Raw genomic sequence first — 24,851 nt, 5'->3', positions numbered from 1 at the left:
GCGCGCGGCCCGGCTCGCACCACAGCTCGGCATTGTAGGCGATGGGCAGCGCGTAGAAATGCTGGTGGATGATCGCGAAGTAATCTTCGAGCGGGGGCGGCTCCATGCCGGGATAGACGCTCGGGAAGCCGCCGCCCACATCGACCATGTCGATGACCACCGAAGCCTCGGCAATGGCGGCGCGCGCGCGGTCCAGCGCCTGGACATAGGCGAACGGGCTCATCGCCTGGCTGCCGACATGGAAGCACACACCGAGCCAGTCGCAATGCTGGCGGCAGGCCTGGAGCAGCGCGGGCGCCTCGGTCAGGTCGCAGCCGAACTTGGCAGCGAGCGAAAGCTCGGAATATTCGCTCGAGACCCGAATGCGCACGCACAGCCTGAGGTCGCGCGCCGCTTCGCCGGTGTCGGGATCGCGGCAGGCCTCGACGATCTTGTCGAGCTCTTCATGCGTGTCGAGGCTGAAGGTCTTCACACCGTGCCGATGATAGGCCTCGGCGATGGCGCGCGGGCGTTTGACCGGGTGCATGAAGCACAAGACGGCTTCAGGCAGGGTCTCGCGCACCAGCCGCACTTCGGCGATCGAGGCGACGTCGTAATGGGTGATGCCGGCGTCCCACAGCACTTCGATCAGGTCGGGCGCGGGATTGGCCTTGACCGCGTAGAGCGTCTTGCCGGGAAACTTCTCGACGAAGAACCGCGCCGCGCGCCGGGCGGCATGCGGGCGGTTGCAGACGATCGGCTCCTCGGGCGCAAGCGCCCGGGCTACTGCTCTCGCATCGGCGAAAACGGCGTCGGCTTCTCTGAACAATGCAAGGGACCCCCTGAGGTTATGAGCGTTCGGACCGAAGGGCTACGATCCTGCCTTGCGGGTGGGCGGCAGGGGAAGCGCGCATATAGGGCCGCGCGCGCAGGATGCAAGCGGGTTTCGCGCGAGGGAAGACACCCCGCGGACGCGATCAGCTGAGCCGAGTGCGAAAGTCCTCGTAATCGAAGCGGCGCACGCATTCGAGCGCGTCGGTCTCGCTGTCCCACAGCCAGATGCTGGGCAGCTGCACGCCGTTGAAGGTGTTGGTCTTCACCATCGAATAATGCGCCTGATCGAGAAAGGCGAAGCGCGCGCCCGGCTCGGCAGCGACCGGCAGGCGATAATCGCCGATCACGTCGCCGGCTAGGCAGGACGGGCCGCCAAGGCGAATGGGAATGCTGTCGTCGTCGCGCTCACCCAGCATGGCGGGCCTGTAGGGCGCTTCAAGCACGTCGGGCATGTGGCAGGTGGCGCTGATATCGGTGATGCCGATGGGCACCTCGTTGAAGCCGGTATCGAGCAGAGTGCCCACGAGAATGCCGGCGTCCAGCGCCACTGCCTCGCCCGGTTCGAGGATGATTTCCGTGCCCGTGTCTTCCGCGGCGTCCTTCAGGAATTCGACCAGCTCCTCGCGCTCGTAATCGGCTCTAGTGATGTGGTGCCCGCCGCCCATATTGATCCATTTGAGCTGCCCGAACCACGGCTCGATCACGTCGAACACGCGGTCCCAGGTGCGGCGCAGCGGCTCGAAGCTCTGTTCGCACAGATTGTGGAAGTGGATGCCCTCGACCCCTTCCATATGCTCCTCGGCCAGCTGGTCGATCGGAAAGCCCAGCCGCGAGCCGGGAGCGGAAGGATCGTATTTCGCCTCCTCGCCGGTCGCGATCATCGGGTTGAGCCTCAGCCCCACCGACACATCGCCGCCCGTCACCGCGGCGTTATCGAGGATCAGCGCGGCGCGCTGCATTTGGGCAGGCGAATTGAAGATGACATGGTCGGAAAGGCGGCAAATCTCGTCCAGCTCGTCGGGCTTGAACGCGGCGGAATAGGTCGCGATCTCGCCATCGTAGAATTCGGACGCAAGCCGCGCTTCCCATAGGCCCGAAGTTGATACGCCGTCGAGATATTCGCCGATAATGTGCGCGGTCGACCACATCGAGAAGGCTTTTAGGGCAGCGAACACCTTGATCGAATTGTCCGGCGTGCTCGCCGCATCGCGGATGTCGGCCAACACCTGACAATTGGCGCGCAATTTCGCGGCATCGACGACGAAGGCGGGCGTGTCAACGCGAGTTAGGTCGAAATCGGCGAAGGCGCCTGGGTTGCCTGCCTTGGTTTGCATTCGTTGTCTTGGTCCTATTGGTTTCGCGCGGAGAACGCAGAGGAGCAGAGTGCGCAGAGGGGATCATTCGGGCTGGTAATTGTTGACCATTCGCCGGATACCTTCCTTCATCGTAGCAGCCGAGAAATTCATGAGCAGCCCTACGGGCTGATCGGTGAGACGCAGATAGGTCATCAATTGCTTGGCGTGCGCTTTGCTCAGCATTTCCACGGATTTGATTTCGAGGATCAGTCTCTCTTCGACGAGAATATCGATCTTGAATGCCGCGCCGAAGGCGTGGCCATCAAACTCGATGGGAACGGGCACTTGTCGGTCGGCTTGCAGACCCCTTTTTTCAAGACGGTCTGCTAGAACCGTTTCATAAACCGTTTCGAACAGGCCCGGCCCCAATTCCCGATGAATGCCGATCGCTTCCTTGATCACAATCGAGGTAAGTTGGTCGACCGGCAAACCCATTCTCTACGTTCTCGGCTCCTCTGCGTTCCCTGCGCGAAACACAATCAGAACCCAACAGGCCCGTCCATCTCCTTAACCTGCCATGGCAGGCCGTGCTCGTTCAGCATCTCCATGAACGGATCCGGGTCCATTTCCTCCATGTTGAAGACGCCCTCGCCCTTCCACTTGCCGGTCACCATCATCGCCGAGCCGATCATGGCGGGAACGCCGGTCGTATAGCTCACCGCCTGGTTGCCGGTTTCCTCGTAAGCGGCCTCGTGCGAGCAGATATTGTTGATGTAGAACGTCTTTTCACCTGATCCGTCCAGTGCCTCCCCAGTCGCGATCACGCCGATATTGGTGTTGCCTTTTGTCGTCTCCCCAAGCGTTTCGGGCTTTGGGAGGACGGCAGCGAGAAATTGCAGCGGGATGATCTCGCGGCCCTTGTACTTGACCGGATCGATGCGGGTCATGCCGACATTCTGGAGAACGGTGAGGTGCTTGATATACTCATCGCCGAAAGTCATCCAAAAGCGCGCGCGCTCGATCTCGGGATTGAACTTGGTGAGGCTTTCAAGCTCCTCGTGATACATCATGTAGGCGTTCTTGACGCCCACAGCCTCGAAATCGAACTCGGTCTTGGTGCTCATCGCCGGGGTCTCGACCCATTCGCCGTCTTCCCAGTGTCGTGCGGGCGCGGTCACTTCGCGGATGTTGATTTCCGGATTGAAATTGGTGGCAAAGGCCTGACCGTGATCGCCGCCATTGCAATCGAGAATGTCGAGCTGCCGGATGGTCTTCAGCTTGTGCTTCTTGAGCCACATGGTGAATACGGACGTGACGCCCGGATCGAAACCGGAGCCGAGCAGCGCCATCAGCCCGGCCTGCTTGAAGCGGTCGTGATAGCCCCACTGCCACTTATATTCGAACTTGGCCTCGTCCTTGGGCTCGTAATTCGCGGTGTCGAGATAGTCCGCGCCCGCTTCGAGGCAGGCATCCATGATCGGCAGGTCCTGATAGGGCAGCGCGAGATTCACGACGAGCTTGGCGCCGACTTTCTTGATGAGATTCACCATCGCGGGCACTTCTTCCGCGTCGATTTCGTAGGTGGCGATATCGACCCCGGTGCGCTCGTGGACGCTTGCGGCGATGGCATCGCACTTAGCGCGGGTGCGGCTCGCGAGGTGGATTTCGGGGAAGATATCGGCGTTCATCGCCATTTTATGGACGCAGACGCTGCTGACGCCCCCCGCCCCGATCACCAGCACTTTCGTCATGCCTCAGCTCCTTGTGAGCTCCTGCGAAGGCAGGAGCTTCTATCTGATATATTCCCCCCGGACGACGCAGGTCCTTGCATTTGCTGGGACTCGGGAAAAGGGGATTGGCGCGCTCCCTAGAGCAATCCGCATACAGCCTCAAACGATCCGCCATTTCCTACCTCGCCCGCATCCGGCATAGGAAAAGGATGGTTTTCGCAATCCAACAACGCGCCCCGGGCGGCTTTCAAAAAGTCCTGCAAAATCAGTGCGCTTTTCTCCGCCAGGACTGTGTTCCAGGTGTTCCATCCTGTAGGAGAGCTGAGGCATGACCGAGCAGCGCCGACCCACCCGCGAAGGCGCGCTCGAAGCGGCGCGCAGCATCGCTGCGATCCTGCCGCCGACGCCGCTGCTGCCGGTCGAGATCGGCGGCGCGCGCGCCCACGTGAAGGCGGAGAACCTGCAACCGATCGGCGCGTTCAAGATCAGGGGCGGGTGGTGGCGGCTCTCCAAGCTCACCGAGGCCGAGCGCTCCGCTGGCGTGGTCGCAGTGTCCTCGGGCAACCACGCGCAGGGCGTCGCCTGGGCGGCGCGGCGGCTGGGGGTCGCGGCCACCATCGTCATGCCGCGCGATGCCCCTCAGGTGAAGCTCGATGCGACCCGCGCCCTGGGCGCCGAGATCGTGCTCTACGACCGGCCCGGCGAAGACCGCGATGAGGTGGCCGCGCGGTTGATCGAGGAGCGAGGCGGCACGCTGGTCCATGCTTTCGGCGATCCGTGGGTGATCGAAGGACAGGGCTCTGCGGGGATCGAAGTGAGTAAGCAGTTGGGCCGCTCGCCCAGCCGCTTCGTCGTATGCTGCGGGGGCGGCGGACTGGCCGCTGGCCTCGCCCTCGCCTGTCCCGAAGCGGCGATACACATCGTCGAGCCAGACGGCTGGGACATGGTCGGACAGGCGATTGCGGCGGGTGAGATCGTGCACGCCAGCCCGCGTCCTCCCGCCACGATCTGCGACGCGTTGCAGCCCACCGCCACCAAACAGGTGAACCTCGACGTGCTTGCAGGCCGCGCCCAGCCGGGGGTTACCATCAGCGACGAGGAGGTGCGCCGCGCCCAGCGCTGGGCATTTGGGCATCTCGCGCTGGTGCTCGAACCGGGCGGCGCGGCGGCGCTGGCGGCGGCGCTGATCGGCAAGGTGCCGCTGGACGAGGACACAATCATCATGCTGACCGGCGGGAATGCGGACCCGCAAGCCTACGCCCGCATGTTGGTAGACGGGGCGGCGCGCGATCCCGTGCCGGTGGGCATGTAACCCGTGGCCGGGCGTGCGATTGACAATGACCGGAGGCTCTTACAGGAAGCCGGCCCAAACGAGGGGATATAGATGCAGGCTCAAATGCTGGCACCCGCCGCCATACTGGCGGTCTGGACGATGATCGTGCTGTTGTGGATCATTCCATCGCGCTTCGGCGCCGTGGCGAAGCTGGAAGATCGCTCCGCCCTGCCGAGCAAGCGGGGGGTTCGCGGCGGCGATCTCGAAGGGGTGATCCCGGACCGGGCGAACTGGCCTGCGCACAATCACACGCACCTGCACGAACAGCCGACCGTGTTCTACGCGGTCAGCCTGATCCTAGCGGTGGTGGGAGCGGGCGCGTTCGATATCCTGCTCGCCTGGATCTATGTCGGCATCCGGATCGTCCATTCGCTGTGGCAGATCCTGGTCAATTCGATACCCGTGCGCTTCGCCCTGTTCCTGCTGTCGACGATCGCGCTTATCGTCCTCGCCATACGGGCAATACTGGCAACGGCCTTCGCCGACCCCGCCCTCGCGCCGCAATAGGAGTGCAAGCGAAATGATCGGTATGGACATTCTGGGACCCGCGGTCGCGCTGATGATCTGGACGATGATAATCTGGGCATGGATGTATGCGAGCCGCATTCCGGCCATGCAGAAGGCCGAGATCGCGCCCGACGATGCTCAGGTAACCGGCCTGCTGGATCAGAAATTGCCACGCGAGGTTCAGTGGAAGGCGCACAATTACAACCACCTACACGAGCAACCTACGATCTTCTATGCGGTCTGTATCGTCCTTGCGATCATCGGCGCGGGCGACGGTTTGAGCGCGTTTCTGGCCTGGATCTATATGGGCCTACGCGTGATTCACAGCATCGTGCAGGTGACCGCGAACAAGGTGATGGTGCGCTTCGTCCTGTTCGCCCTGTCGAGCGTGGTGCTGATGGTCCTGATCATGGAGGCGGCGCTGGTGGTATTCGGCGGGGGACCGGATCTGACCGGCCAGATGGCGGCGCCGATACCCGTCTGAGCACGGTTTCGCGAGTGGGCCGCGGCGCGCTCTTTCCTACTCGGCGGCTTCGTGCAATTCGTCGGCGGCAGCGTGAACATGCCCGTCGTGATCGATCTCGAGATTTGCCAGGAAGCGCTCGCCGTCGAGCGCGGCCATGCAGCCCATCCCCGCCGCGGTTACCGCCTGGCGATAGACATGGTCGGTTACGTCGCCCGCCGCGAAAACGCCCGGGATCGCGGTTTTCGGCGTGCCGGGCTCGACGTCGAGATAGCCCGCCTCGTCCATCGCCAGCTTGCCCCTGAAGAGCTCGGTCGCCGGGGCGTGGCCGATCGCGACGAAGGCGCCGTCGACCTCCAGCGTCGAAGTTTCGCCCGTCTGCGTGTCCTTGAGGACGAGGTGGCTCAGAGATCCGTCCTCGCCCGCCTCGAACCGTTCAACCGTCTTGTTCCACAGACAGGAGATCTTGTCCGACTTGAAAACGCGCTCCTGCAGGATCTTCTCGGCCCGGAACTCGTCGCGCCGGTGAATGATGGTGACGTCGTCGGAATGGTTGGTGAGGTAGAGCGCTTCTTCGACTGCGGTGTTGCCGCCGCCGATCACCGCGACCTTCTTGCCGCGATAGAAGAAGCCGTCGCAGGTCGCGCAAGCCGACACGCCCTTGCCGCCCAGCTCCTGTTCGCCCGGCACGCCCAGCCATTTGGCCTGCGCGCCGGTGGCGATGACGATCGTGTCGGCGATGTATTCGTCGCCGCTGTCACCAATGGCGCGGAACGGAGAGCCGTTCTCGAGATCGACCGAGGTGATGATGTCGTAGATCATGCGCGTGCCGACATGCTCGGCTTGCGCCTTCATCTCCTCCATCAGCCAGGGGCCCTGCACCACATCGCGAAAGCCGGGATAGTTCTCGACATCGGTGGTGATGGTCAGCTGTCCGCCGGGCTGAAGGCCCTGGACGACGATCGGCTCCAGCATGGCGCGCGCGGCGTAGATCGCGGCGGAATAGCCGGCGGGGCCGGAGCCGATGATGAGCATCTTGGTACGGTGGGTGGTGGCCATTGCGGTTCGGTCTCTTCGGTCTGAATGCGTCCCGGAATATGGGGTGCGCGGGCCCGCTTGTCACGTCAGCAGGCGTTCGCACAGGCGAGCTTTCCTATGCTCGTCCACACCTAATGTTTGCCCCAGATAGGCATCGATCGAACCGTGCTCGGCGCGCACCTTCGTCCAGTAGGTATCGATATATTCAGGCCGCACGCCCATCAGGTTGCGCAGCGCCTCTTCCCCGATGGAGCCGTAATGCGCCCGCATTCGCGGAAGGGATTGCTGTTCGAGAACATGCGTGCTCGGCGCGTCATTGGTGCGCAGGAACTCGGCGACGATATCGTCGTGATGCACGCCCAGCGTGTGGAGCAGCAGGCTGGCAGCAATCCCGGTGCGGTCCTTGCCGGCGAAGCAGTGGACCAGGCTTGCCCCCTCGCGCGATGCCAAAGCCTCGAAATAGCGGGCGAACATTTCGATCATCGCCGGGTTCGCCGGCATGCGCGTATAGACCGCGATCATCCGTTCGAATGCGCGCTGAGCGGTCATTTCGGCGTTTTCGAGACCGCCCTCGTGCGGCGGGGAATTGCTGGTTTCGCCATCATAGGCGATCACCTCGGCCTCGAATTCGGGATGACGGCGGCAGGGAAAGCCGGTGCGCTCGCTCGAGCCGCGCAGATCGAGGATGGTCCGGATGCCGAGCGCATGGATGAGATCGAGATCCTCATCGCTTGCATCGATATGCTGGCCCGAGCGATAGAGCAGCCCGGTCTTCACCCGTGCTCCCTCCGCGCCCCGATAGCCGCCATAGTCTCGCAGATTGTGAATGCCCTGGGCGGGAAGGAACGGGCTGCTCTGGTCGTCGCGAATCATGGCGCTGATGCTGTGGCAGCGCACGGCCGCTTTCTCAACCGGCGCCGGCAAACCCAGCGCCAACCTACGCAAACTTCCGCAGCCCCGTGCAAAGGCCGGGTTGAAACCCGCTTGCTACCGGCCCTTCCTATCGAAGGGATCACCTGGATGATACGAAAAGGGGGAGAGGCACGTGGCCCATATCCTGATTGCCGATGATGATGAATTGGTGGCCGAACTGGCCAGTCAGGTGCTTATCGATGCGGGGCATGCCTGCGGCTGGGTGACGAGCGGCGAGGAATGCTGGCATTTGATCGCGCGGCGGCGGCCCGATGTGCTGCTTCTCGATCAGAACATGCCGGGCATTTCGGGCATCTCGCTGCTGCGCAAGATGCGCCAGTCCGCCGATCTCTACGATCTGCCGGTCATCATGTTCACCGCGATGAGCGGCGCGCAGGACGAGGCACAGGCCGCCTTTGCCGGGGCGCAAGCCTATATCCGCAAGCCTTTCGATCCCAAGCGGTTGACCGGCCGGGTCCAGCGCGTGCTCGCCGAGCGGCAGGATCAGCCGCGTCACGTCGATCTGCAAGATCATCTGGCGCGCAGCTCGGGTTTGAGAGTAAGCGAAATGCCCGCGCGCCGCTTCGTATGACGCTGGTAACTCAGCTCACCGCAAGATCGTCGCAGAACGACGCGGTCCAACGGTGCACATCGTCGCGTCGCACCGTACCGACCATATTTTCGTAGCGCGCCTTGCGCTCCGGCAACTTCATATCGAGTGCGCGGTGAATCGCACCGGCAAGGAAATCGGGGCTGTGCGGATTCACCAGCACCGCCCCCTCCCCCTCGCAGTCCAGCTGCTGCGCGGCGCCCGCAAATTCGGACAGGATCAGCACACCGGGATCCTCAGGGTCCTGCGCAGCGACGTATTCCTTGGCGACGAGGTTCATTCCGTCGCGCAGCGGCGTCACCAATCCGATCTTGGATGCGCGGAAAAAGCCATAGAGTTCCGCGTGGCTGTAGCCCCGATTGACGTAGCGGATCGGCACCATATCGACTTCGCTACGCGCGCCGTTGATCTGCCCGGTCTTTTGTTCGAGCGTCGCGCGGATCTGCTGATAGCTCTCAACATCCTCGCGGCTGGGCGGGGCGATCTGGATGTAAACGAGGTCGCGCACGCATTCGGGATGTTGGTCGAAAAAGCGGCCGATCCCGTCCATCCGCTCGGGCAAACCCTTTGAATAGTCGAGCCGGTCGACACCGATCATACCGATGCGATGCCGCGCCGATGCAAGAAAGCGCTGTTCCGCCTGGCGCGCCTCACCGGTCGCGCCTTGTTCTTGGAAATGGCCCCAATCGATCCCGATCGGATAAGCGCGCGCAGTGGTCGTGCGACCCTCGTGACTTATTGTGCCGCTGGCCTCGTCGACATCTGCGCCGAGCTCGTTCTCACAATAATGGACGAAGCTGCCGAGCCATTCCTCGGTCTGAAACCCGATCACATCGTACGAAAGCATCGTCGCCACCAATCGTTCGTGATAGGGCAGTGAGGTCAGCAGGCGGGTCGGCGGCCAGGGCGTATGGAGGAAGAAACCGATGCGATTTGTCATGCCGCGCGAACGCAGCCGCTCGCCCAGCGGAATGAGATGATAATCGTGCACCCAGACGAGATCATCCTCTTCGATCAGCGGCAGCACGCTGGCGGCGAAGCGATCGTTGACTCGCTCGTATCCTTCGCCGGTCTTGTTCTCGAAACGGGCAAGGTCGATGCGGTAGTGGAATAGCGGCCAGAGCGTCGAATTGGCATAGCCGTTATAATATTCGTCAACATCGCGATGCGAGAGGTCGATCGTCGCGGTGGTGACGCCGTCACTGTGCTGCCGATCGATGGGCTTGTCGTCGCTTTCGCTCTCCTGCCCGGACCAGCCGAACCATACGCCGCCGCGATCCTTGAGCGCTGCATTGAGCGCGCCCGCAAGCCCGCCTTGCGCGCCAGCCACCCCGCGCGCCTTCGGCACGGCGACACGGTTCGAGATGACGACGATGCGGCTCACCGAACCTCGCTCCACGGTTTGGAGAGCAGGCCCGCGCAATTGATGACCCCGACGAGCGAATAGGTTTGCGGAAAGTTGCCCCACAATTCGCCGGTGTCGTAATCGAGGTCTTCGCTGAGCAGCCCAGATTTGGTCGTATGACTGAGCATGGTACGGAACAGAGCGCAGGCTTCCTCGTCGCGACCGGCAAGGTGCAGCGCTTCGATCAGCCAGAAGGTGCAGACGTTGAAGGCTGTTTCCGGCGCGCCGAAATCATCCTCGGCGGCGTAGCGCAGCATGTGATCCCCGCGCCTGAGATGCTTCTCGACCGCGGCGAAGGTTTGCTGAAAGCGCTCGTTATCCGGCGAGAGAAAGCGCAATTCGACCATCTGGAGGAGCGAGGCGTCGAGATAGTCGCTCTCGAAACTCGCGCCGTAATGGCCACCCTCCCCGTTTTCCTTCCAGGCTTTCTCCTCGATCGTCGCAGCGATCGTCTCGGCACGCTCGCGCCAGATCTCGGCGCGGTCCGCCCTGCCGAGATGCGCCGCAACATTGGCGAGGCGGTCGCATGCCGCCCAGCTCATCACCGCGGAGTATGTGTGAACCTCCTGTCGGGTGCGGAACTCCCACAGCCCCGCATCGGGCTGATCGTGCATCGCCCAGGCCATTTTGCCGACCTGCTCGAGATTCTCGAAATCGTGTTCGGTCGCGGGGCGCAGCAGACGCTGATCGAAAAAGCCCTGGACGCTCGGCAAAACGATCTGACCGTAGCAATCATGCTGCACCTGCTTGTAGGCGGCATTCCCGCACCGGACCGGCCCCATACCGCGATAGCCCGCAAGATAGCTCGCGGTAGTTTCGTCCAGTTCGCTTTCGCCCATGACCGAATAGAGCGGCTGAATTTGCCCGCCGCGCGCGCCGTCAACGATGTTGCGCAGATAGGCGAGGTATTTTTCCATCACATCAAGCGCGCCCAATCGGTTGAGCGCCTGAATCGTGTAGTATGAGTCGCGGATCCAGCAGTAGCGATAATCCCAATTGCGTTCGGAATTGGCCGCTTCGGGAATCGATGTGGTGAGCGCGGCGACGATCGCTCCGGTTTCCTCATGCTGGCACAGCTTCAAGGTGATCGCGCAACGGATCACCTCTTCCTGCCATTCGAGCGGGATCGCGAGCATCCGGACCCAGTTCTGCCAGTATTTGCGCGTTGCCTGCTCCATCGAGCGAACCTCTTCGCGCAAGTTTCCGGTAAAAGGCTCGTCCGGGCCCAGAAAGAAATGCGTGTCGTCCTCGATCCGGAAGCTGCGCCCTTCGAGGATGTAGCCGACCGCCGCGTCGGTGGAGAGACGCAGCGCCTGGGCGCCGGTCAGGTAGCGGATATGATTCGTGCCGTTGGTCGTCTCGGCGACGCTGGCGCCGTAATTGCTTGTGGGACGCAAGACGACGCGAATGCGCGGATTTCCAGCTATCGGACGGACTATGCGAACATAGGAGACCGGGCGATACATTCGCCCCGAGCGCTCGAACCGGGGGCAGAAATCGAGAATCTCGACCGCGCTGCCATCACCCGCCTCGAGCGTAGTGACGAGATTGGGCGTATTGCGAATATAGGACTGGCGCGCGCTAACCTGCCCCTCGAGTTCGAAGCGCCAGATGCCGGCGTCGCGCTGACCATCGTTGAGTAGCGCCGAGAAAACCGGATCGCCGTCGACCCGGGGCACACAACCCCAGACCAGCGCGCCGCTTTCGTCGATCAGGCCCGAAATCTGGCAATTGCCGATCGGCCAGAGTTCGAGGCTGGGCACGGGCGCCGCGATCATGACAACTCAAGCCAGCGATGGACCGCCGCGACGTCCGGCAGGCGGTGCTCCGCCTGGCTTTCGCGCTCTTCGCCGACGAGGATCGCAGTGCCGCCAAGCTCGCGGCAGACGCGAAAGCCCGCCTCGTCGGTGAGGTCGTCGCCGACGAAGACGGGCACCGCGCCCTCGAATGGCGGGGCCGACATGAAGCAGGTCACTGCCCCGCCCTTGTTCGCGCCGTGCGAGACCAGTTCGACCACGCATTTGCCGTGCTGCACCGCCCAGCCATGCTCTTCGGCAAGGTCGCGCGCGAAGGCCCGCGTCGCCTCCTCCTTTTCGGGAGCGGTGCGATAATGCAGCGCTCCGCCATGCGGCTTTTCTTCGAAGTTCAGCCCCTCGGCGGTTGCAAATTTTCGCAGCGCGCGTTCTGCCGCGTCCGGAAGTCCCGCTGGTCCTGCACCCAGCGGCTCACGCGCCGCATTTCGGACGTCGCTGCCATGCGAACCGGCGACCGCCACTGCTAGCGCGCCGACGTGATTTTCGAGGTCGGCAATCGCCCGACCGCTTACGATGGCGCAACGTCCTTCCAGTCTTCCAGCGAGCTTGCCTAGAGCCTGCCCCAGTCCCGCACGCGGTTCGATCGCATCGGGAGAAGCGGCAAGTTCCACCAGGGTACCGTCGAAATCGAGGAACAGCGCCAGCGGTTTGCCTCGCGAAATGTCCCGCAAGGGGGGCGGCGCGCTCAAAGCGGTGGCGGATCGCATGAAAGGTCTAGTAAAGGCTCGCAGGCGCGGGTCAACAATACAGGCGTGGCATCACTCTGGTTTCAGCAGCGCAAGCACGGCGAAGCTCGCGAGCCAGTGTTCGCCCATATAATCGTCCGCGACATGCCCGATCGCGGCGCCGAGATGCGCGGCGGCCCGCTCGGCGAGCAAAGATGGCGCGTTCTCTCCGAGCGCATGGGCGATCCCGCGCAGGCACCAAGCGCGGCTGAGATTGAGGCCGTCCAGATGCGCGATCTTGCCATCGCTTCGGTCCGACACGGTGACCGGGTGGCATTCGCGCTCGAGCCAGCCATTGGTCACAACAAGGGCGTCGAACCATGCATCGAAGCGCTCCCGGGGCAGCACCCGGCTCATCAGCAGCGCAGCGGTCAACACCGGCGACAGAAATTCGTCTCCCCCAGGCTCCCAGCCCGCATAGTCTTCGCGCTCGCCAAAGGCGCGTGTCGCCCAATCGTCGATTGTTGCGACGAGTGCGGGCCGCCGCCCCTGTACCCATTGGCGCGTCAGCACCAGCGCAAATGACGTGTTGAAATGCGTACCTACGGTGATCGGATAGGTCAGCACCTCGAGATAAGGAGGCAGCCGGTCGGCGAACGCCTCGGCCAGCGGCTCGAGCCGCGCGCCCCAATCGCGATTCCCATGCCGGGCAGCTTCGTCGTGCAGTGCCAGCAGCCAGCCCCAGCCATAGGGGCGCTCGAACCCGCGCGCTTCGGGTCGCTCGAGATAAACGAGTTCGGCGGCCAGCTTTTCGTGCGTAAACGTCGCATCGGCGAGTGCCGCGATCTCCTCCGCCTCCGCCATATCGGGATAGAGCCGCCGCAGCGTCAGCAACATCCACCAGGAATGGACGCAGGAATGCCAGTCATAGCTGCCGAAGAACGCCGGATGGAGCGCGCGCGGCGTCCGGGCATCGGCGTCGCCGGTCATGACATGATCGAGCTTGTTGGGATATTCGCGCGCGACGTGCCCGAGCGCGATCCGGGCAAAGCGCCGCGCCAGCTCTTCGGTCAGTTCCATAGCAGGAATGCCCCGACATAGATGATGACGACATTGCATACCCAGAGCGGGATTGCGGTGCCCACCTGCTGGCGAATGACCGCATTCTGGTCTTTCAGTTCAAGCAGTGCTGCGGGCACGATGTTGAAATTCGCCGCCATCGGCGTGAGCAGGGTGCCGCAGAACCCCGCCAGCATCCCCACCGCGCCGATCACCGCCGGCTCGCCGCCGTATGTTTCGACCAGCAGCGGGATGCCGATTGCCGCCGCCATCACCGGGAACGCGGCAAAGGCGTTGCCCATAATCATGGTGAACAGCGCCATGCCGAGCGCAAAGACCACCACCGTCAGAAAGACGCTGCCTTCGGGGATCGCACTGCCCGCCGCACCGCCGATGATCTCGCCGACGCCGGCGAGCGCGAATACCGCGCCAAGAGCCGCCAGCATCTGCGGCAGGATCGCGGCCCAGCCGATCGAATCGATCAGGCGGCGGCCCTCTTCGACTGGCGCCAGAGCGGGCGGCCGCAGCCAGAGCATCGCGGCAATCAATGCGGCGACGACGCCGACGCCGAACAGGATCAGCGTTTCGCGCCGCGGCTCGAACAGTCCGGTCTCGGACAAAGGGGTGTAATTGTAGAGCAGCGTCCCCGCCACTGCCGTCACCGGCACGATCAGCGCGGGCACGAATAGCCGGTTGCCGAGCGTTTGGGCGAAGGCGCGCCGTTCTTCGAGGCCGGTCGTGGCCGGTTCGCTGCGCGTCAGCCGGCCCGTTCCCGCAATCGCTACGAGTGCGAGAACCAGCCCTCCATTGGCGAGATCGGAGAGATGGCTGCCGAGGAAGAAACTTGCCGCAAGCAACCCCCAGAACGCCGCGTTGCCGAACCGCCGATCGCGCAAGCTGAGCAAGGACCAGGCCGCGAAGAAAGCGCCCGCGAGCCAGTAGAGCCACTCATAGGTGATCATGCGCGCACTCCGGCCAACCGCCGATCGAGCGCGCGGATACGCCAGCTATGGATGATGAAAGCACAGATCGCGGTCGGGATCGCCCAGACTGACAGTTCGAGCGGGGTAAGCGGATAGCCGTAGCTTTCGAACACGCCCTGAATCAGGAGGATAGAGGCGATTGCGAAGAAAATGTCTTCGCCGAAAAACAGCCCGACATTGTCGGTTGCCGCCGACATCGCGAGCACCCGCTCGCGGTTGTCATCGCCCAGCCGCCCGTGTGACTTTTCCGCCGCCGCCTCCGCCATCGGCGCCACCAGCGGACGCACGGCCTGAGGGTGGCCACCGATGTCCTTCATGCCGAGCGCGGCGGTGATCTGACGAAAGCCGAGATAGATGGTCAGCAACCGCGCCATGGTCGCCCCGCGCATGGTCTCGATCAGGCCGCGGGCGCGCTGTTGCAGGCCGTAGCGCTCGAGCAGGCCGATGACCGGCAGAATGATCCAGGTGACCGAGATGTAGCGATTGTCGTTGAAGGCGCGGCCCAGCGCCTCGATCACCGCGACGAGGTCGAGCCCCGCAAGCAGCCCCGTCGCCACCGCCGCGCCGACCACCACGAGAAGCGGATTGAACTTCAGGGCAAAGCCGATGACGACCAGCGCGATGCCAAGCAGCGGCCAGTAATTCATTCCGCTTTCCCGAACCCGCCGCCGCCCGGCGTCAGGATGACGAAGCTGTCGCCCGGCTCCATCTGAGCCGAACCCGTCGCGCCTAATTCCTCGCGCGAGCCGTCCGCCCGCTCGACCCAATTGCGCCCGGCCTCTGCATCGCCGCCGCCCGCCAGCCCGCGTGGCGGTACTTCGCGGCGATTGGCGAGCATGTTGGCACGCATGGGGGCAAGAAAGGTGATGCGCCGCTCCACTCCGTCGCCGCCGCGATATCGCCCCTCGCCGCCCGAGCCGCGGCGGATCGCGAACCGATCTAGCCGCACGGGGAAGCGGGTTTCGAGGATTTCCGGATCGGTCAGCCGGCTGTTGGTCATGTGGGTCTGCACCGCGCTCGTCCCGTCGTGATCGGGCCCCGCGCCAGAGCCGCCGCAGATCGTCTCGTAATATTGGCGCTCTTCATCGCCGAAAGTGAAGTTGTTCATCGTCCCTTGCGCGGGCGCCAACCGCCCGGTCGCGGCGAACAATGCATCGGTCACGACCTGGCTCGTTTCGACATTGCCCGCGACCACCGCCGCGCCGGGGCGAGGACCCAGCATTGAGCCTTCGGGCACAATCAGCTCGACCGGGCGCAGGCATCCATCGTTCATCGGGATGGCATCATCTATTAGCGTGCGCAGGACATAGAGCGTGGCCGCACGGGTGATCGATCGCGGGGCGTTGAAATTGTCCGCGAGCTGGTCGCTTGTCCCGGTGAAGTCGATGGTCGCGCAGCGGCGTTCTCGGTCGACCCGGATCGCCAAATACACCTCGGCGCCATTGTCCATGGCGTAGGCGAAACTGCCATCCTGGAGCCGATCCAAAAGGCGGCGCACGCTCTCCTCGGCATTGGCGAGCACGTGCTCCATATAGGCTGCGACGCGCCCCGCCCCCTGTTCGCGTGCCGCGTGTTCGAGCAGCTCCGCGCCGCGCGTGCAGGCGGCAAGCTGGGCGCGCAAGTCGGAGAGGTTTCGCTGCGGCGCGCGGGCCGGGTAGCGCCCGCTTGAAAGCACCTTGCGGACCGCCTCGGTGCAGAATGTGCCCTCATCGACCATCAGGAGGTTGTCGATTAGCACCCCCTCCTCTTCGATAGTCCGACTTTCAGGCGGCATCGATCCGGGCGCGATGCCGCCAATATCGGCATGGTGCCCGCGCGCCGCGACGAAGGCGTCGGGCGCCTGCGATGCGTCATCGTAGAAGACCGGAACGATGACGGTGATGTCGGGAAGATGGGTGCCGCCGCGATAGGGGTCGTTGAGGACATAAGCATCACCGCGGCGGAATCCGCGGCCATCGCGCGCCGTCCCGTCCGTATCCTGCCCGCGCTCCTCGATCACTCGCGCGATGCTGTCGCCCATGCTGCCAAGATGCACCGGAATATGCGGTGCATTGGCGATCAGCGCGCCGCGCGCGTCGAACAGCGCGCAGGAGAAATCGAGCCGCTCCTTGATATTAACCGAAGTCGCGGTCGATTGGAGGACCACGCCCATTTCCTCGGCGATCGCCATGAACAGATTGTTGAAGATCTCGAGCCGGACCGGGTCGACACAGTTGTCGTACTTGTCCCCGACCGAGTGCTCGGGCCGCAGCGGTACGGCGCGAGTCAGGACCAGGGTGCCCTCCTCAGCGAGGTGCGCCTGCCAGCCTTCCTCGACCACCGTGGTCGAACCGGGGTCGATGACGAGCGCGGGCCCTTCGACCCGTTCATCGGCACTCATGCCTGCGCGCTCGATCGTGCGCCAAGTGCCCGAAGCCTGCGCGCCGACACCTGCAGGCGCCGCCTCGACCTTGCCCAGCCCGCCCGCATCGCCATTCGCCTCGACGCTGAGCGCTTCGACGATGATCGGCGCGTCTGCATCCGAATAGCCGAAGCGATGGCGGTGCCCTTCGCGAAAGGCGCGCGCCATCTCGTCGCTTTCACCGCACGCGATGGTGAGCATCGAATCGCTCCCCTCGAAGCGCAGCCGCGCTCTTGCCGTGAGTGTGATCGTTGCCGGCGAGATACCCTGCTGCATAAGTGCCTCGCGGGCCTCTTCCTCGAGAGCATTGCGTTCCGCCTCGAAGCCCTCTTCGAGCGGTCGCACCAGGCTTTTCTCTCGGATCGCCTTTACTGGGGCGAGGCCGATGCCGAAGGCCGAGAGGATGCCGGCAAGGGGATGTATCAGTACGGTTTCAATACCGAGCTCGTCCGCCACGCGGCAGGCATGCTGTCCCCCCGCCCCGCCGAAACAGGCGAGCGCATAGGTCGTCACATCGTGCCCGCGCGCGACCGAGATTTTGCGGATCGCATTGGCCATATTGTCGACGGCGATGGCGAGGAAGCCATGCGCCACCTCTTCAAGCGAGAGGTCCTGTCCGATTCGTTCGGCCACCTCTTCGAGCGCGCGGCGCGCCGCAACGGGGTCGAGCGGCTCGTCGCCGCCGGGTCCGAAGACGCTGGGGAAGAAGGCAGGGTCGATCCGTCCCAGGAAAAGGTTGCAATCGGTCACCGTCAGGGGGCCGCCCTTGCGATAGCAGGCCGGCCCCGGATCGGCGCCCGCGCTTTCCGGCCCTACCCTGAGGCGCGCACCGTCATACGAGCAGATCGAGCCGCCGCCCGCCGCCACGGTATGTATCTGCATCATCGGCGCCGCCACGCGAACGCCGGCGACCACGCTGTCGCCGGTCAGCTCGTAGGACCCGGCATAATGCGCGACGTCGGTGCTGGTCCCGCCCATGTCGAAACCGATCAACCTGTCATGGCCGAGCGGGGCGCATGCTTTCACCATGCCCACGACCCCGCCTGCCGGTCCGGAAAGAATAGCGTCCTTGCCGCGAAAGGCGTCTATTTCGGCAAGGCCGCCATTCGACTGCATGAAGCGCAGATGCTCCGCCTGCGGCAATCCGACGCGCAAGGCGTCGGTGTATCGGCGCAGCACGGGCGAGAGATAAGCATCGACCACCGTCGTATCGCCGCGCGGCACGAGCTTGATGAGCGGAGCCACCTCGTGGCTGGTGCTGACCTGCGCAAAGCCGATCTCGCGCGCGATGAGTGCCAGCTGCTCCTCGTGCTCGCGATAGTTCCAACCATGCAGGAGCACGATCGCCACCGCATCGAAGCCGGCGGCGCGCAAAGCCTCCAGATCGGCGCGCGCCGCCGCCTCGTCCAGCGGCTCCAGCACCTCGCCATCCGCCGCCACCCGTTCCGCGACTTCGATCACTCGCGAAGGCAGCTGTTCGGACAGTACAATATGCCGCGCGAAGATCTCCGGCCGCGCCTGCGTCCCGATCCGCAGCGCATCGGCGAACCCTCGCGTGATGATCAGCGCCAGTCGCTCGCCCTTGCGCTCGAGCAGGGCGTTCGTCGCAACCGTCGTCCCCACTCGCAACTCGGCGATCGGACCCTCGCCATGGCGCTCCATCAATCGCCGCACCGCCTCGCTCGCCGCATCGTCGTAGCGCTGCGGATCTTCGGAAAGCAGCTTATCGGTAACCAATTCGCCAGTCGGGGTTAGCGCAACGACATCGGTGAAGGTTCCCCCGCGGTCGACGGCGAAGCGCCAGGCGCTCATGCTCGGTTCTCTTGGAAATTTGGCGATTGCACGTTCAATCCATGTGCTTGAGGCCGACGCGCAGATAGTCCCAGCCGGTGATGCAGGTCAGCGCGGCTGCGGCCCAGAGCGAGGCGAGGCCGACGACATGAACCCAGCTTTCCGCGAGGGTCTGGCAGTCCGGCCCGGGCGACTGGCACGGCTGGCCATGCACCGCGCCCCCCAGGATGAGCGCGCCGAGTGCCACCAGCTGGAACGTCGTCTTCCACTTGGCGAGCCGCGTCACCGGGACCGAGACCTGGATGCCGCCGAGGAATTCGCGCAGGCCAGAGACGGTGATCTCGCGAACGAGGATGACGAGCCCCGCGATCACATGCATGTCGCCCACATATGGGCCACGCAGATAGCCCTGCGCGGTCAGGATCAGGATGACGGCGGCGACCATGATCTTGTCCGCGATCGGATCGAGGAAAATGCCCAGCTTCGACACCGTCCCTTGCGCACGCGCGAGGTAACCGTCGAAAAAGTCGGTGATCGCGATCACGCAATAGATCGCAAAGCCGATCAGATAACCCACGCGCCAATCGGGCCACCACAGGAGGAAACCGAGCAGCGGAACGGCCAGAATGCGCGACAGCGTCAGGAGATTCGGCAGCGTCAACATCGTCTGGCCCAGCGCCTTAGCGGCTTGCGGACCCAATCGAAATACCGTCCGTCCGGCACGGGGACGCTCTTCCCCGGCATTCGACGCGCAGGCTTGTGCGCCCTCGCGTTGTGACTACATGGGCACATCGACCAGCTACGGGCCATCCAAGCGCTTCACGCATGACCACATCGACCAACCTCATGCGCCAGAAGCGGTTCCTGCCGCTGATGGTCACGCAGTTCTTCAACGCCTTCAACGACAATCTCTACAAGACCGCGCTGGTCCTGTTCGTAGTCTATTCGGTCTATAACGACGAGAAGCAGGAGGCGCTGTTCAGCGGGCTGGCCTCGGTCATCTTTATCGTTCCCTTCGTCATGCTCTCCGCGCTGGCCGGGCAGCTCGCCGACACGCGCGACAAGGCGGCGATCATCCGGCGGGTCAAGATTTGCGAAATCGGCTGGGCCTCTCTCGGCGCGGTCGGCCTGTTCCTCGCCTGGCAGGGCATCGCGGTGCACAGTTTCGCTATCCCGCTGCTGCTCTTCGTCGTGTTTCTCGCCGCAGCGCAGTCCACTTTCCTCGGGCCGATCAAATATGCGATACTGCCGCAACATCTTAAGAAAGAAGAGGTTTTGCCAGGCACCGGCCTGATCGAGGCGGGGACCTATATCGCGATCCTGGCAGGCACCACTCTCGCCGGGTTCATCAGCATCGAGGCGGCGCTTATCGTCGTCGTCGTCACCGCTTTTGTCGGCTATTTCGCCAGCACTTTCGTGCCCGACGCCCCGCCGCAGAGCAATTACGAGATGCACTATCCGTTGCTCGAACCCTTTGCGAAAAAAACGCCCTCCAAGCCCCTGCGCTGGCTTGGCTATCCCTTGGTCGCGATTGCGGACCAGGCGGTGATGAGCTGGAAGCTCGTGCGCGACACGATGCACAATCGCGAAATCTGGCTCGCCATCGTCGCGATCAGCTTTTTCTGGACCATCGGGGCGGTGCTGTTCATCCAGTTCCCGCCGCTCGCCAAGAATCAGCTGCTCGCCTCGAAAGAGGTCGCGAGCCTGTTTCTCGTCATCTTTTCGGTCGGCATCGCGATCGGATCGCTCGGCATCAATGCGCTGCTGAAAGGCGAGGTCTCGGCGCGCTATTCGCCCGCATCGGTGATCGTCATGGGATTGTTCGTCGCCGGCTTCTACCTGATTTCAAAAGCCTGGACGCCCAATGCGGGGGGCGAATTGCTGCCGATCGAGCTGTGGCTGTTGGAACCGCTTGCAATTCCGCTGATGTTGACCTTGCTCGGCGTCTCAACTGCCGGGGGCTTCTTCGTCGTGCCGCTTTACGCTTTCCTTACGACGCGCTGCGCCCACGATGCCGCGAGCCGCACCATCGCTGCGAACAATATCGTCAATTCGCTGGCGATGGTGCTGGGATCGCTGGTCGCGATCGGCCTTACCTCGCTCGGCATCGACGTGACCGAGCAATTGCTGCTTGCGGCCGCCATGTCGGTGGTGTCGGCATGGCTCGGCTGGCTGCTCTTGCAGGCGGAGCGCGATGCAGCGCAGCAGGCGGCCGGAGCCGCTGCACCTGCCGAATAGGGCCTAGACGATGAAGACCAGCACCGCCGCGAACACCGCGAAATAAACGCTGGCAAAGCCGCGCACATCCTCGCGCGTAAGGGTCCAGATATCTGCCGCCTCGGTGGGCGGCGCTTCCAGATCGAGCTCACCCTGTGTCGCATGGGGCGGCAGGAGAGCGCGGAAAGGATGGCGCGCCTGCTCGCTCGTCAGGACCAGCGCGCGGCGGCGACGCCCGGGAAGGCGGCGACGTTCGATTTCGGGGCCCGGGGGCGCGGAGAGCAGGGAGTCGATAGCAAAGCTCGTCTGTGTCATGCGTACGAGAATTAACACTTTTTTAAGGACTTGCGAGCCCCCGCCTTGCGCTGCCTCGAATAGGGACAGTCAGTTCGCGTTGTGGTTAAATCCGGGAACATCTCGCGGCAGGCGTCAGGTCCGCCGGGTGCAAGCGATTGCCCCGCGCGAGCGTGCTCGCTACGGGCCGTAGCGCCCCGTTCGCGAGGAGATTTCCGCTTGACCGATAATCGCCAGACCGCCGCACAACTGCTCGTCAGATGTCTCGAGGAGCAGGGCACAAACCGCATCTTCACCGTGCCGGGCGAGAGCTTCCTCGCGGTGCTCGACGCGCTTTACGATGCGAAAGGCATCGACGCCGTGACCTGCCGGCAGGAAGGGGGCGCCGCCTTCATGGCCTGCGCCGACGGGGCGATGACGCAGCGACCGGGCGTCGCATTCGTCACCCGCGGTCCGGGCGCGACCAACGCTTCGATTGGCGTGCATGTGGCGATGCAGGATTCGCAGCCGATGGTGCTGTTCGTCGGCGATGTCGCCCGCGACATGCGCGATCGCGAGGGTTTCCAGGAACTCGATTTCTCGGCTTTTTTCGGCCCCGTTGCCAAATGGGCGGCGCGGATCGACGATCCGGCGCGCATTCCCGAATATGTGACCCGCGCATTCTCGGTCGCGATCAGTGGGCGGCCCGGGCCGGTCGTCTTGGCCCTTCCCGAGGATATGCTGCGCGAAGAAGTGCCCACAGACCTTGCGCCTCGACCGGTCGCGGTTCGCCCGGCGCAGGCGGTGTGCCCCGATGCGATGCAGACGCTGTTCGCGCTGTTGGCCGATGCCGCCAGCCCGATCGCGATCATCGGCGGAGCGGGCTGGAACGCGAAGGCGCGGGACCATTTCGAAAGTTTCGCGTCCAGCATCGGCCTGCCGATTGCGACCGCTTTCCGTCGCCAGGACGCAATCGCCCCTACCTCCCCAATATATGCCGGGAACCTCGGCTACGGCCCGAACCCCAAGCTCGTCGAACGGGTGAGGTCTGCCGACCTCGTCATGGCGGTAGGTGCGCGGCTGGGCGAAGCGACGACCGACGGCTACACCATGCCGACGCCCGATCATCCGGGACAACTGCTGGTCCATGTCCACCCCGACCCGGACGAGATCGGCAGGGTCTACCGCACCGATCTCGGGCTTGCCGCAAGCGTCGATGAATTTGCCGAGGCGGCGGCGCTGTGGGAGGACCATGCGATCATCTCCTTCGACGCCGGCGCTGAGGCCAATCGCGAATGGCGCGACTGGGCGAGCTACACACCGTCACCGGATGCCTTCGCGCTCGATATGGCAGCCTGCGTCACAAGCTTGCGCGAAGCGCTCCCGGGCGATACGATCGTCTGCAACGGGGCGGGCAATTTTGCTGGTTGGTGGCACCGCTATTGGCGATACGAAGGCTTTCCCAGCCAGCTTGCTCCGACTGCGGGGGCCATGGGCTATGGTGTACCTGCCGCTATCGCCGCGGCGCTGCGCTATCCCGAACGCCAAGTGGTCGCAGTGGCCGGCGACGGCGATTTTCTGATGAACGGCCAGGAACTCGCCACCGCCGCACAATGCGGCATCGATCTGCTGGTGCTGGTGGTCGATAACGGCGCTTACGGGACCATCCGAATGCATCAGGAGCGCGACTATCCGGCGCGCGTCGCCGCGACAAGCCTTGCCAATCCAGATTTCGCGGCGCTCGGCGCGGCATTTGGCGCGTGGAGCGTGACGGTCGACACGACGCAGGGGTTCAAGAACGCGCTAGAGGATGCGAAGGGACGCAGCGGGCTGCGGCTTATCCATATGAAGATCGACGTCGAACAACTTTCAGCCAGCGGCGCGACCGTCTCCGGCCTTCGCGATTGCGCGCGCTGACCCCCGCACATCGCAAGGGCCGCTCCCCGGCGACGGGAAACGGCCCTTGCTAAGTTTTATAGAAGTGCGCGGGTTAGATGTCGTTACCCATCTTGCCCTTCACTTCGCCCTTGGCTTGGTCGACTTTGCCTTCCGCTTCCTCGGCGCGGCCTTCGGCGCGGGTCTGCGGATCGTTCGACTTCTGCTTGAGTTCGCCCTTGGCTTCCTTGAAGTTGCCTTTCGCTTTGTCGGTCAGTTCACCCATGATGTATCTCCTTGATATGGCGGGGTTTGACAGTCCTCATACAACTCACGTCCGCCATCATTGTTCCGCATTTCGAAGGTGTAATCGTCAGCGCAGCGTCATTCCGCCATCGACCATATATTGTGATCCGCTAACATAGGATGCCGCATCGGAGAGCAGGAACAGAGCGACCTCGGCGACCTCCTCCGCTTCGCCAAGGCGACCCAGCGGCACCTGCGATTTCACCTGTTCGAGAAACTCTTCCTTCTGCTCTTCGTCCAGACCCATGCCTTCCATGAAACTGGTGTCGATCGGGCCGGGTGCGATCGAATTGACCCGCACCCCGCGCTCCGCCAACGCCATCGCCCAGCTGCGCGTCATCGCCGTCACCGCGCCCTTGGTGCCCGCGTAGACCGTGCCCTCTGCCTGTCCGAGATAGGGCGCGACCGAACTGGTGACGACCACTGCGCCCTTGTCCGCAATAAGGTCCATCATTGCCGCCATCTGGAGAACGGGACCGCGCACATTTACATTGTGCATGGCATCGAAAAACTCGGCATCGTTCTGGTCGTTCGGGCGAAACTTGCCGTAGCCCGCATTGAGCCACAGTCCGTCGATCCCGCCCATCTGGTCCCGGACCTTTTCGGCAAGCTCCTTTGCGGCCGTCGGTTTGCTGGCGTCGTTGCGCAGGACGAGGGAACCTGAGGGGAGTGCGCGGCCCGCTTCATCGAGGTGATCCTGGCTGGTGCCGGTAACGGCGACCTCGCCGCCCTCCTCGACGATCTTCTTCGCTGCCGCGAGCCCCATACCGCTGGTGCCGCCGGTGATGAGAATGCGCTTATTTTCGAACCTGTTCATGATGTCTCCGTTGCAAAGGGGGTGCTTTCCCTCATTCAACGGAGCAAAGGCGCGCCGCGTTCCGGCCCCTTGAAGCAGGCGGGCTCAACTCTCCGCCATCTCGCAGATGATCGACCATTCCTCGGGCGTTATCTTCGCCACCGAAAGCCGCGACTGGCGCACCAGTTCGCACTGCTCGAGCCGCGGCTCGGCCTTGATCTCCTTCAAGGTCACCGGCCGTTCCAGACGCCGCTTGGGCTTCACCTTGACCGCAGCCCATTTTCCCGTCTCGTCGGTTGGATCATCGATTCCGGCCACCGACACTTCGCAGATGCCGACGATCTCCAATCCCTCGCGCGAATGGTAGAAAAACGCCTCGTCGCCGACTTCCATCGCGCGCAGATTGTTCTTCGCGGTATGGTTGCGCACCCCATCCCATACGCCCTCCTTCTCGGCGACGAGATCGTCCCAACTATACTTGAAGGGTTCGGATTTCATGAGCCAGTAATTGGCCATCGCACGCTCCTTGAATATCGTTCTGGTCGGACGATCGTCGCTTAGCCCG

24 protein-coding genes are annotated in these 24,851 nt (G+C 63.7%); 6 read left to right on the top strand and 18 right to left on the bottom strand.

What is annotated here, in order from left to right; translation table 11 throughout:
- From V2I30_RS02870 to V2I30_RS02855, 4 genes are all read right to left on the bottom strand, one after another.
- Positions 1–808 (bottom strand): alanine racemase (locus V2I30_RS02870; RefSeq protein WP_330660544.1); only part of this gene is annotated, 808 nt, incomplete at its 3' end.
- A 148-nt stretch (positions 809–956) separates the two neighbouring features.
- Positions 957–2,147, bottom strand: a complete 1,191-nt coding sequence (locus V2I30_RS02865) for a carboxynorspermidine decarboxylase (protein ID WP_330660543.1) — start codon at positions 2,145–2,147, stop codon at positions 957–959.
- Between the two features lie 63 nt (positions 2,148–2,210).
- Positions 2,211–2,603: a GxxExxY protein gene (locus tag V2I30_RS02860; RefSeq protein WP_330660542.1), complete on the bottom strand. Its 393-nt coding sequence runs from the start codon at positions 2,601–2,603 to the stop codon at positions 2,211–2,213.
- A 44-nt stretch (positions 2,604–2,647) separates the two neighbouring features.
- Complete coding sequence (locus tag V2I30_RS02855) at positions 2,648–3,859, bottom strand: saccharopine dehydrogenase family protein (protein ID WP_330660541.1); 1,212 nt, start codon at positions 3,857–3,859, stop codon at positions 2,648–2,650.
- A 307-nt stretch (positions 3,860–4,166) separates the two neighbouring features.
- Here V2I30_RS02855 and V2I30_RS02850 point away from each other — a divergent pair, with 307 nt between their 5' ends.
- The 3 genes from V2I30_RS02850 (at position 4,167) to V2I30_RS02840 (ending at position 6,162) form a co-directional block, all read left to right on the top strand.
- On the top strand, positions 4,167–5,150 hold the full coding sequence (locus tag V2I30_RS02850) for a threonine ammonia-lyase (protein ID WP_330660540.1): 984 nt from the start codon (positions 4,167–4,169) through the stop codon (positions 5,148–5,150).
- Positions 5,151–5,222: 72 nt separating this feature from the next.
- Positions 5,223–5,678, top strand: a complete 456-nt coding sequence (locus V2I30_RS02845) for an MAPEG family protein (protein WP_330660539.1) — start codon at positions 5,223–5,225, stop codon at positions 5,676–5,678.
- 13 nt (positions 5,679–5,691) lie between these two features.
- Positions 5,692–6,162: an MAPEG family protein gene (locus V2I30_RS02840; protein ID WP_330660538.1), complete on the top strand. Its 471-nt coding sequence runs from the start codon at positions 5,692–5,694 to the stop codon at positions 6,160–6,162.
- Positions 6,163–6,198: 36 nt separating this feature from the next.
- Here the strand turns inward: V2I30_RS02840 and trxB are convergent, their stop codons facing one another.
- Complete coding sequence (gene trxB, locus V2I30_RS02835) at positions 6,199–7,200, bottom strand: thioredoxin-disulfide reductase (protein WP_330660537.1); 1,002 nt, start codon at positions 7,198–7,200, stop codon at positions 6,199–6,201.
- A gap of 60 nt (positions 7,201–7,260) precedes the next feature.
- On the bottom strand, positions 7,261–8,052 hold the full coding sequence (locus V2I30_RS02830; RefSeq protein ID WP_330660536.1) for a tyrosine-protein phosphatase: 792 nt from the start codon (positions 8,050–8,052) through the stop codon (positions 7,261–7,263).
- Positions 8,053–8,224: 172 nt separating this feature from the next.
- Here V2I30_RS02830 and V2I30_RS02825 point away from each other — a divergent pair, with 172 nt between their 5' ends.
- Complete coding sequence (locus V2I30_RS02825) at positions 8,225–8,683, top strand: response regulator (protein WP_330660535.1); 459 nt, start codon at positions 8,225–8,227, stop codon at positions 8,681–8,683.
- 10 nt (positions 8,684–8,693) lie between these two features.
- Here the strand turns inward: V2I30_RS02825 and V2I30_RS02820 are convergent, their stop codons facing one another.
- From V2I30_RS02820 to pgsA, 8 genes are all read right to left on the bottom strand, one after another.
- Positions 8,694–10,085, bottom strand: coding sequence for an alpha,alpha-trehalose-phosphate synthase (UDP-forming) (locus V2I30_RS02820; protein WP_330660534.1), 1,392 nt, complete (start codon positions 10,083–10,085; stop codon positions 8,694–8,696).
- Positions 10,082–11,884 (bottom strand): glycoside hydrolase family 15 protein, encoded by a 1,803-nt coding sequence (locus V2I30_RS02815; protein WP_330660533.1) that lies wholly within the window; start codon positions 11,882–11,884, stop codon positions 10,082–10,084. The genes V2I30_RS02820 and V2I30_RS02815 overlap by 4 nt, the downstream gene beginning before the upstream one ends.
- Positions 11,881–12,591 carry a trehalose-phosphatase gene (otsB, locus tag V2I30_RS02810; RefSeq protein WP_330660532.1) on the bottom strand — a complete coding sequence of 237 codons (711 nt, stop codon included), beginning with the start codon at positions 12,589–12,591 and terminating at the stop codon, positions 11,881–11,883. The genes V2I30_RS02815 and otsB overlap by 4 nt, the downstream gene beginning before the upstream one ends.
- 87 nt (positions 12,592–12,678) lie before the next feature.
- Positions 12,679–13,665: a DUF2891 domain-containing protein gene (locus V2I30_RS02805; protein WP_330660531.1), complete on the bottom strand. Its 987-nt coding sequence runs from the start codon at positions 13,663–13,665 to the stop codon at positions 12,679–12,681.
- Positions 13,656–14,606, bottom strand: a complete 951-nt coding sequence (locus V2I30_RS02800; protein ID WP_330660530.1) for a DUF979 domain-containing protein — start codon at positions 14,604–14,606, stop codon at positions 13,656–13,658. Before V2I30_RS02800 ends, V2I30_RS02805 begins: the two co-directional genes overlap by 10 nt.
- Entirely contained in the window at positions 14,603–15,274 is a 672-nt protein-coding gene (locus V2I30_RS02795; protein WP_330660529.1) for a DUF969 domain-containing protein, read from the bottom strand. Before V2I30_RS02795 ends, V2I30_RS02800 begins: the two co-directional genes overlap by 4 nt.
- Positions 15,271–18,840, bottom strand: a complete 3,570-nt coding sequence (locus V2I30_RS02790) for a hydantoinase B/oxoprolinase family protein (RefSeq protein ID WP_330660528.1) — start codon at positions 18,838–18,840, stop codon at positions 15,271–15,273. Before V2I30_RS02790 ends, V2I30_RS02795 begins: the two co-directional genes overlap by 4 nt.
- Before the next feature lie 34 nt (positions 18,841–18,874).
- Positions 18,875–19,483 (bottom strand): CDP-diacylglycerol--glycerol-3-phosphate 3-phosphatidyltransferase, encoded by a 609-nt coding sequence (pgsA, locus tag V2I30_RS02785; protein ID WP_330660527.1) that lies wholly within the window; start codon positions 19,481–19,483, stop codon positions 18,875–18,877.
- A 161-nt stretch (positions 19,484–19,644) separates the two neighbouring features.
- Here pgsA and V2I30_RS02780 point away from each other — a divergent pair, with 161 nt between their 5' ends.
- A complete protein-coding gene (locus V2I30_RS02780; RefSeq protein ID WP_330660526.1) occupies positions 19,645–21,057 on the top strand; it encodes an MFS transporter in 1,413 nt (470 codons plus the stop codon).
- A 3-nt stretch (positions 21,058–21,060) separates the two neighbouring features.
- On the opposite strand, the gene V2I30_RS02775 is transcribed toward V2I30_RS02780, so the two are convergent.
- Positions 21,061–21,351 (bottom strand): hypothetical protein, encoded by a 291-nt coding sequence (locus V2I30_RS02775; RefSeq protein WP_330660525.1) that lies wholly within the window; start codon positions 21,349–21,351, stop codon positions 21,061–21,063.
- Between the two features lie 198 nt (positions 21,352–21,549).
- On the opposite strand from V2I30_RS02775, the gene V2I30_RS02770 reads away from it, so the two are divergent.
- Positions 21,550–23,226, top strand: coding sequence for a thiamine pyrophosphate-dependent enzyme (locus V2I30_RS02770; RefSeq protein ID WP_330660524.1), 1,677 nt, complete (start codon positions 21,550–21,552; stop codon positions 23,224–23,226).
- 73 nt (positions 23,227–23,299) lie between these two features.
- Here V2I30_RS02770 and V2I30_RS02765 read toward each other — a convergent pair whose 3' ends face one another.
- The 3 genes from V2I30_RS02765 to V2I30_RS02755 all read right to left on the bottom strand — a co-directional run bounded on the left by V2I30_RS02765 (position 23,300) and on the right by V2I30_RS02755 (position 24,802).
- The gene (locus V2I30_RS02765; RefSeq protein WP_330660523.1) at positions 23,300–23,470 is read right to left on the bottom strand and encodes a CsbD family protein; all 171 of its coding nucleotides are present in this window, start codon (positions 23,468–23,470) and stop codon (positions 23,300–23,302) included.
- Between the two features lie 87 nt (positions 23,471–23,557).
- A complete protein-coding gene (locus V2I30_RS02760) occupies positions 23,558–24,307 on the bottom strand; it encodes an SDR family oxidoreductase (RefSeq protein WP_330660522.1) in 750 nt (249 codons plus the stop codon).
- A gap of 84 nt (positions 24,308–24,391) precedes the next feature.
- Positions 24,392–24,802 carry an EVE domain-containing protein gene (locus V2I30_RS02755; RefSeq protein WP_330660521.1) on the bottom strand — a complete coding sequence of 137 codons (411 nt, stop codon included), beginning with the start codon at positions 24,800–24,802 and terminating at the stop codon, positions 24,392–24,394.
- Positions 24,803–24,851: the final 49 nt, after the last annotated feature.

The sequence above is a fragment of the Erythrobacter sp. genome (assembly GCF_036351135.1).
Taxonomy (GTDB): Bacteria; Pseudomonadota; Alphaproteobacteria; order Sphingomonadales; family Sphingomonadaceae; genus Erythrobacter.
This window is presented reverse-complemented; position numbering and strand designations above follow the sequence as displayed.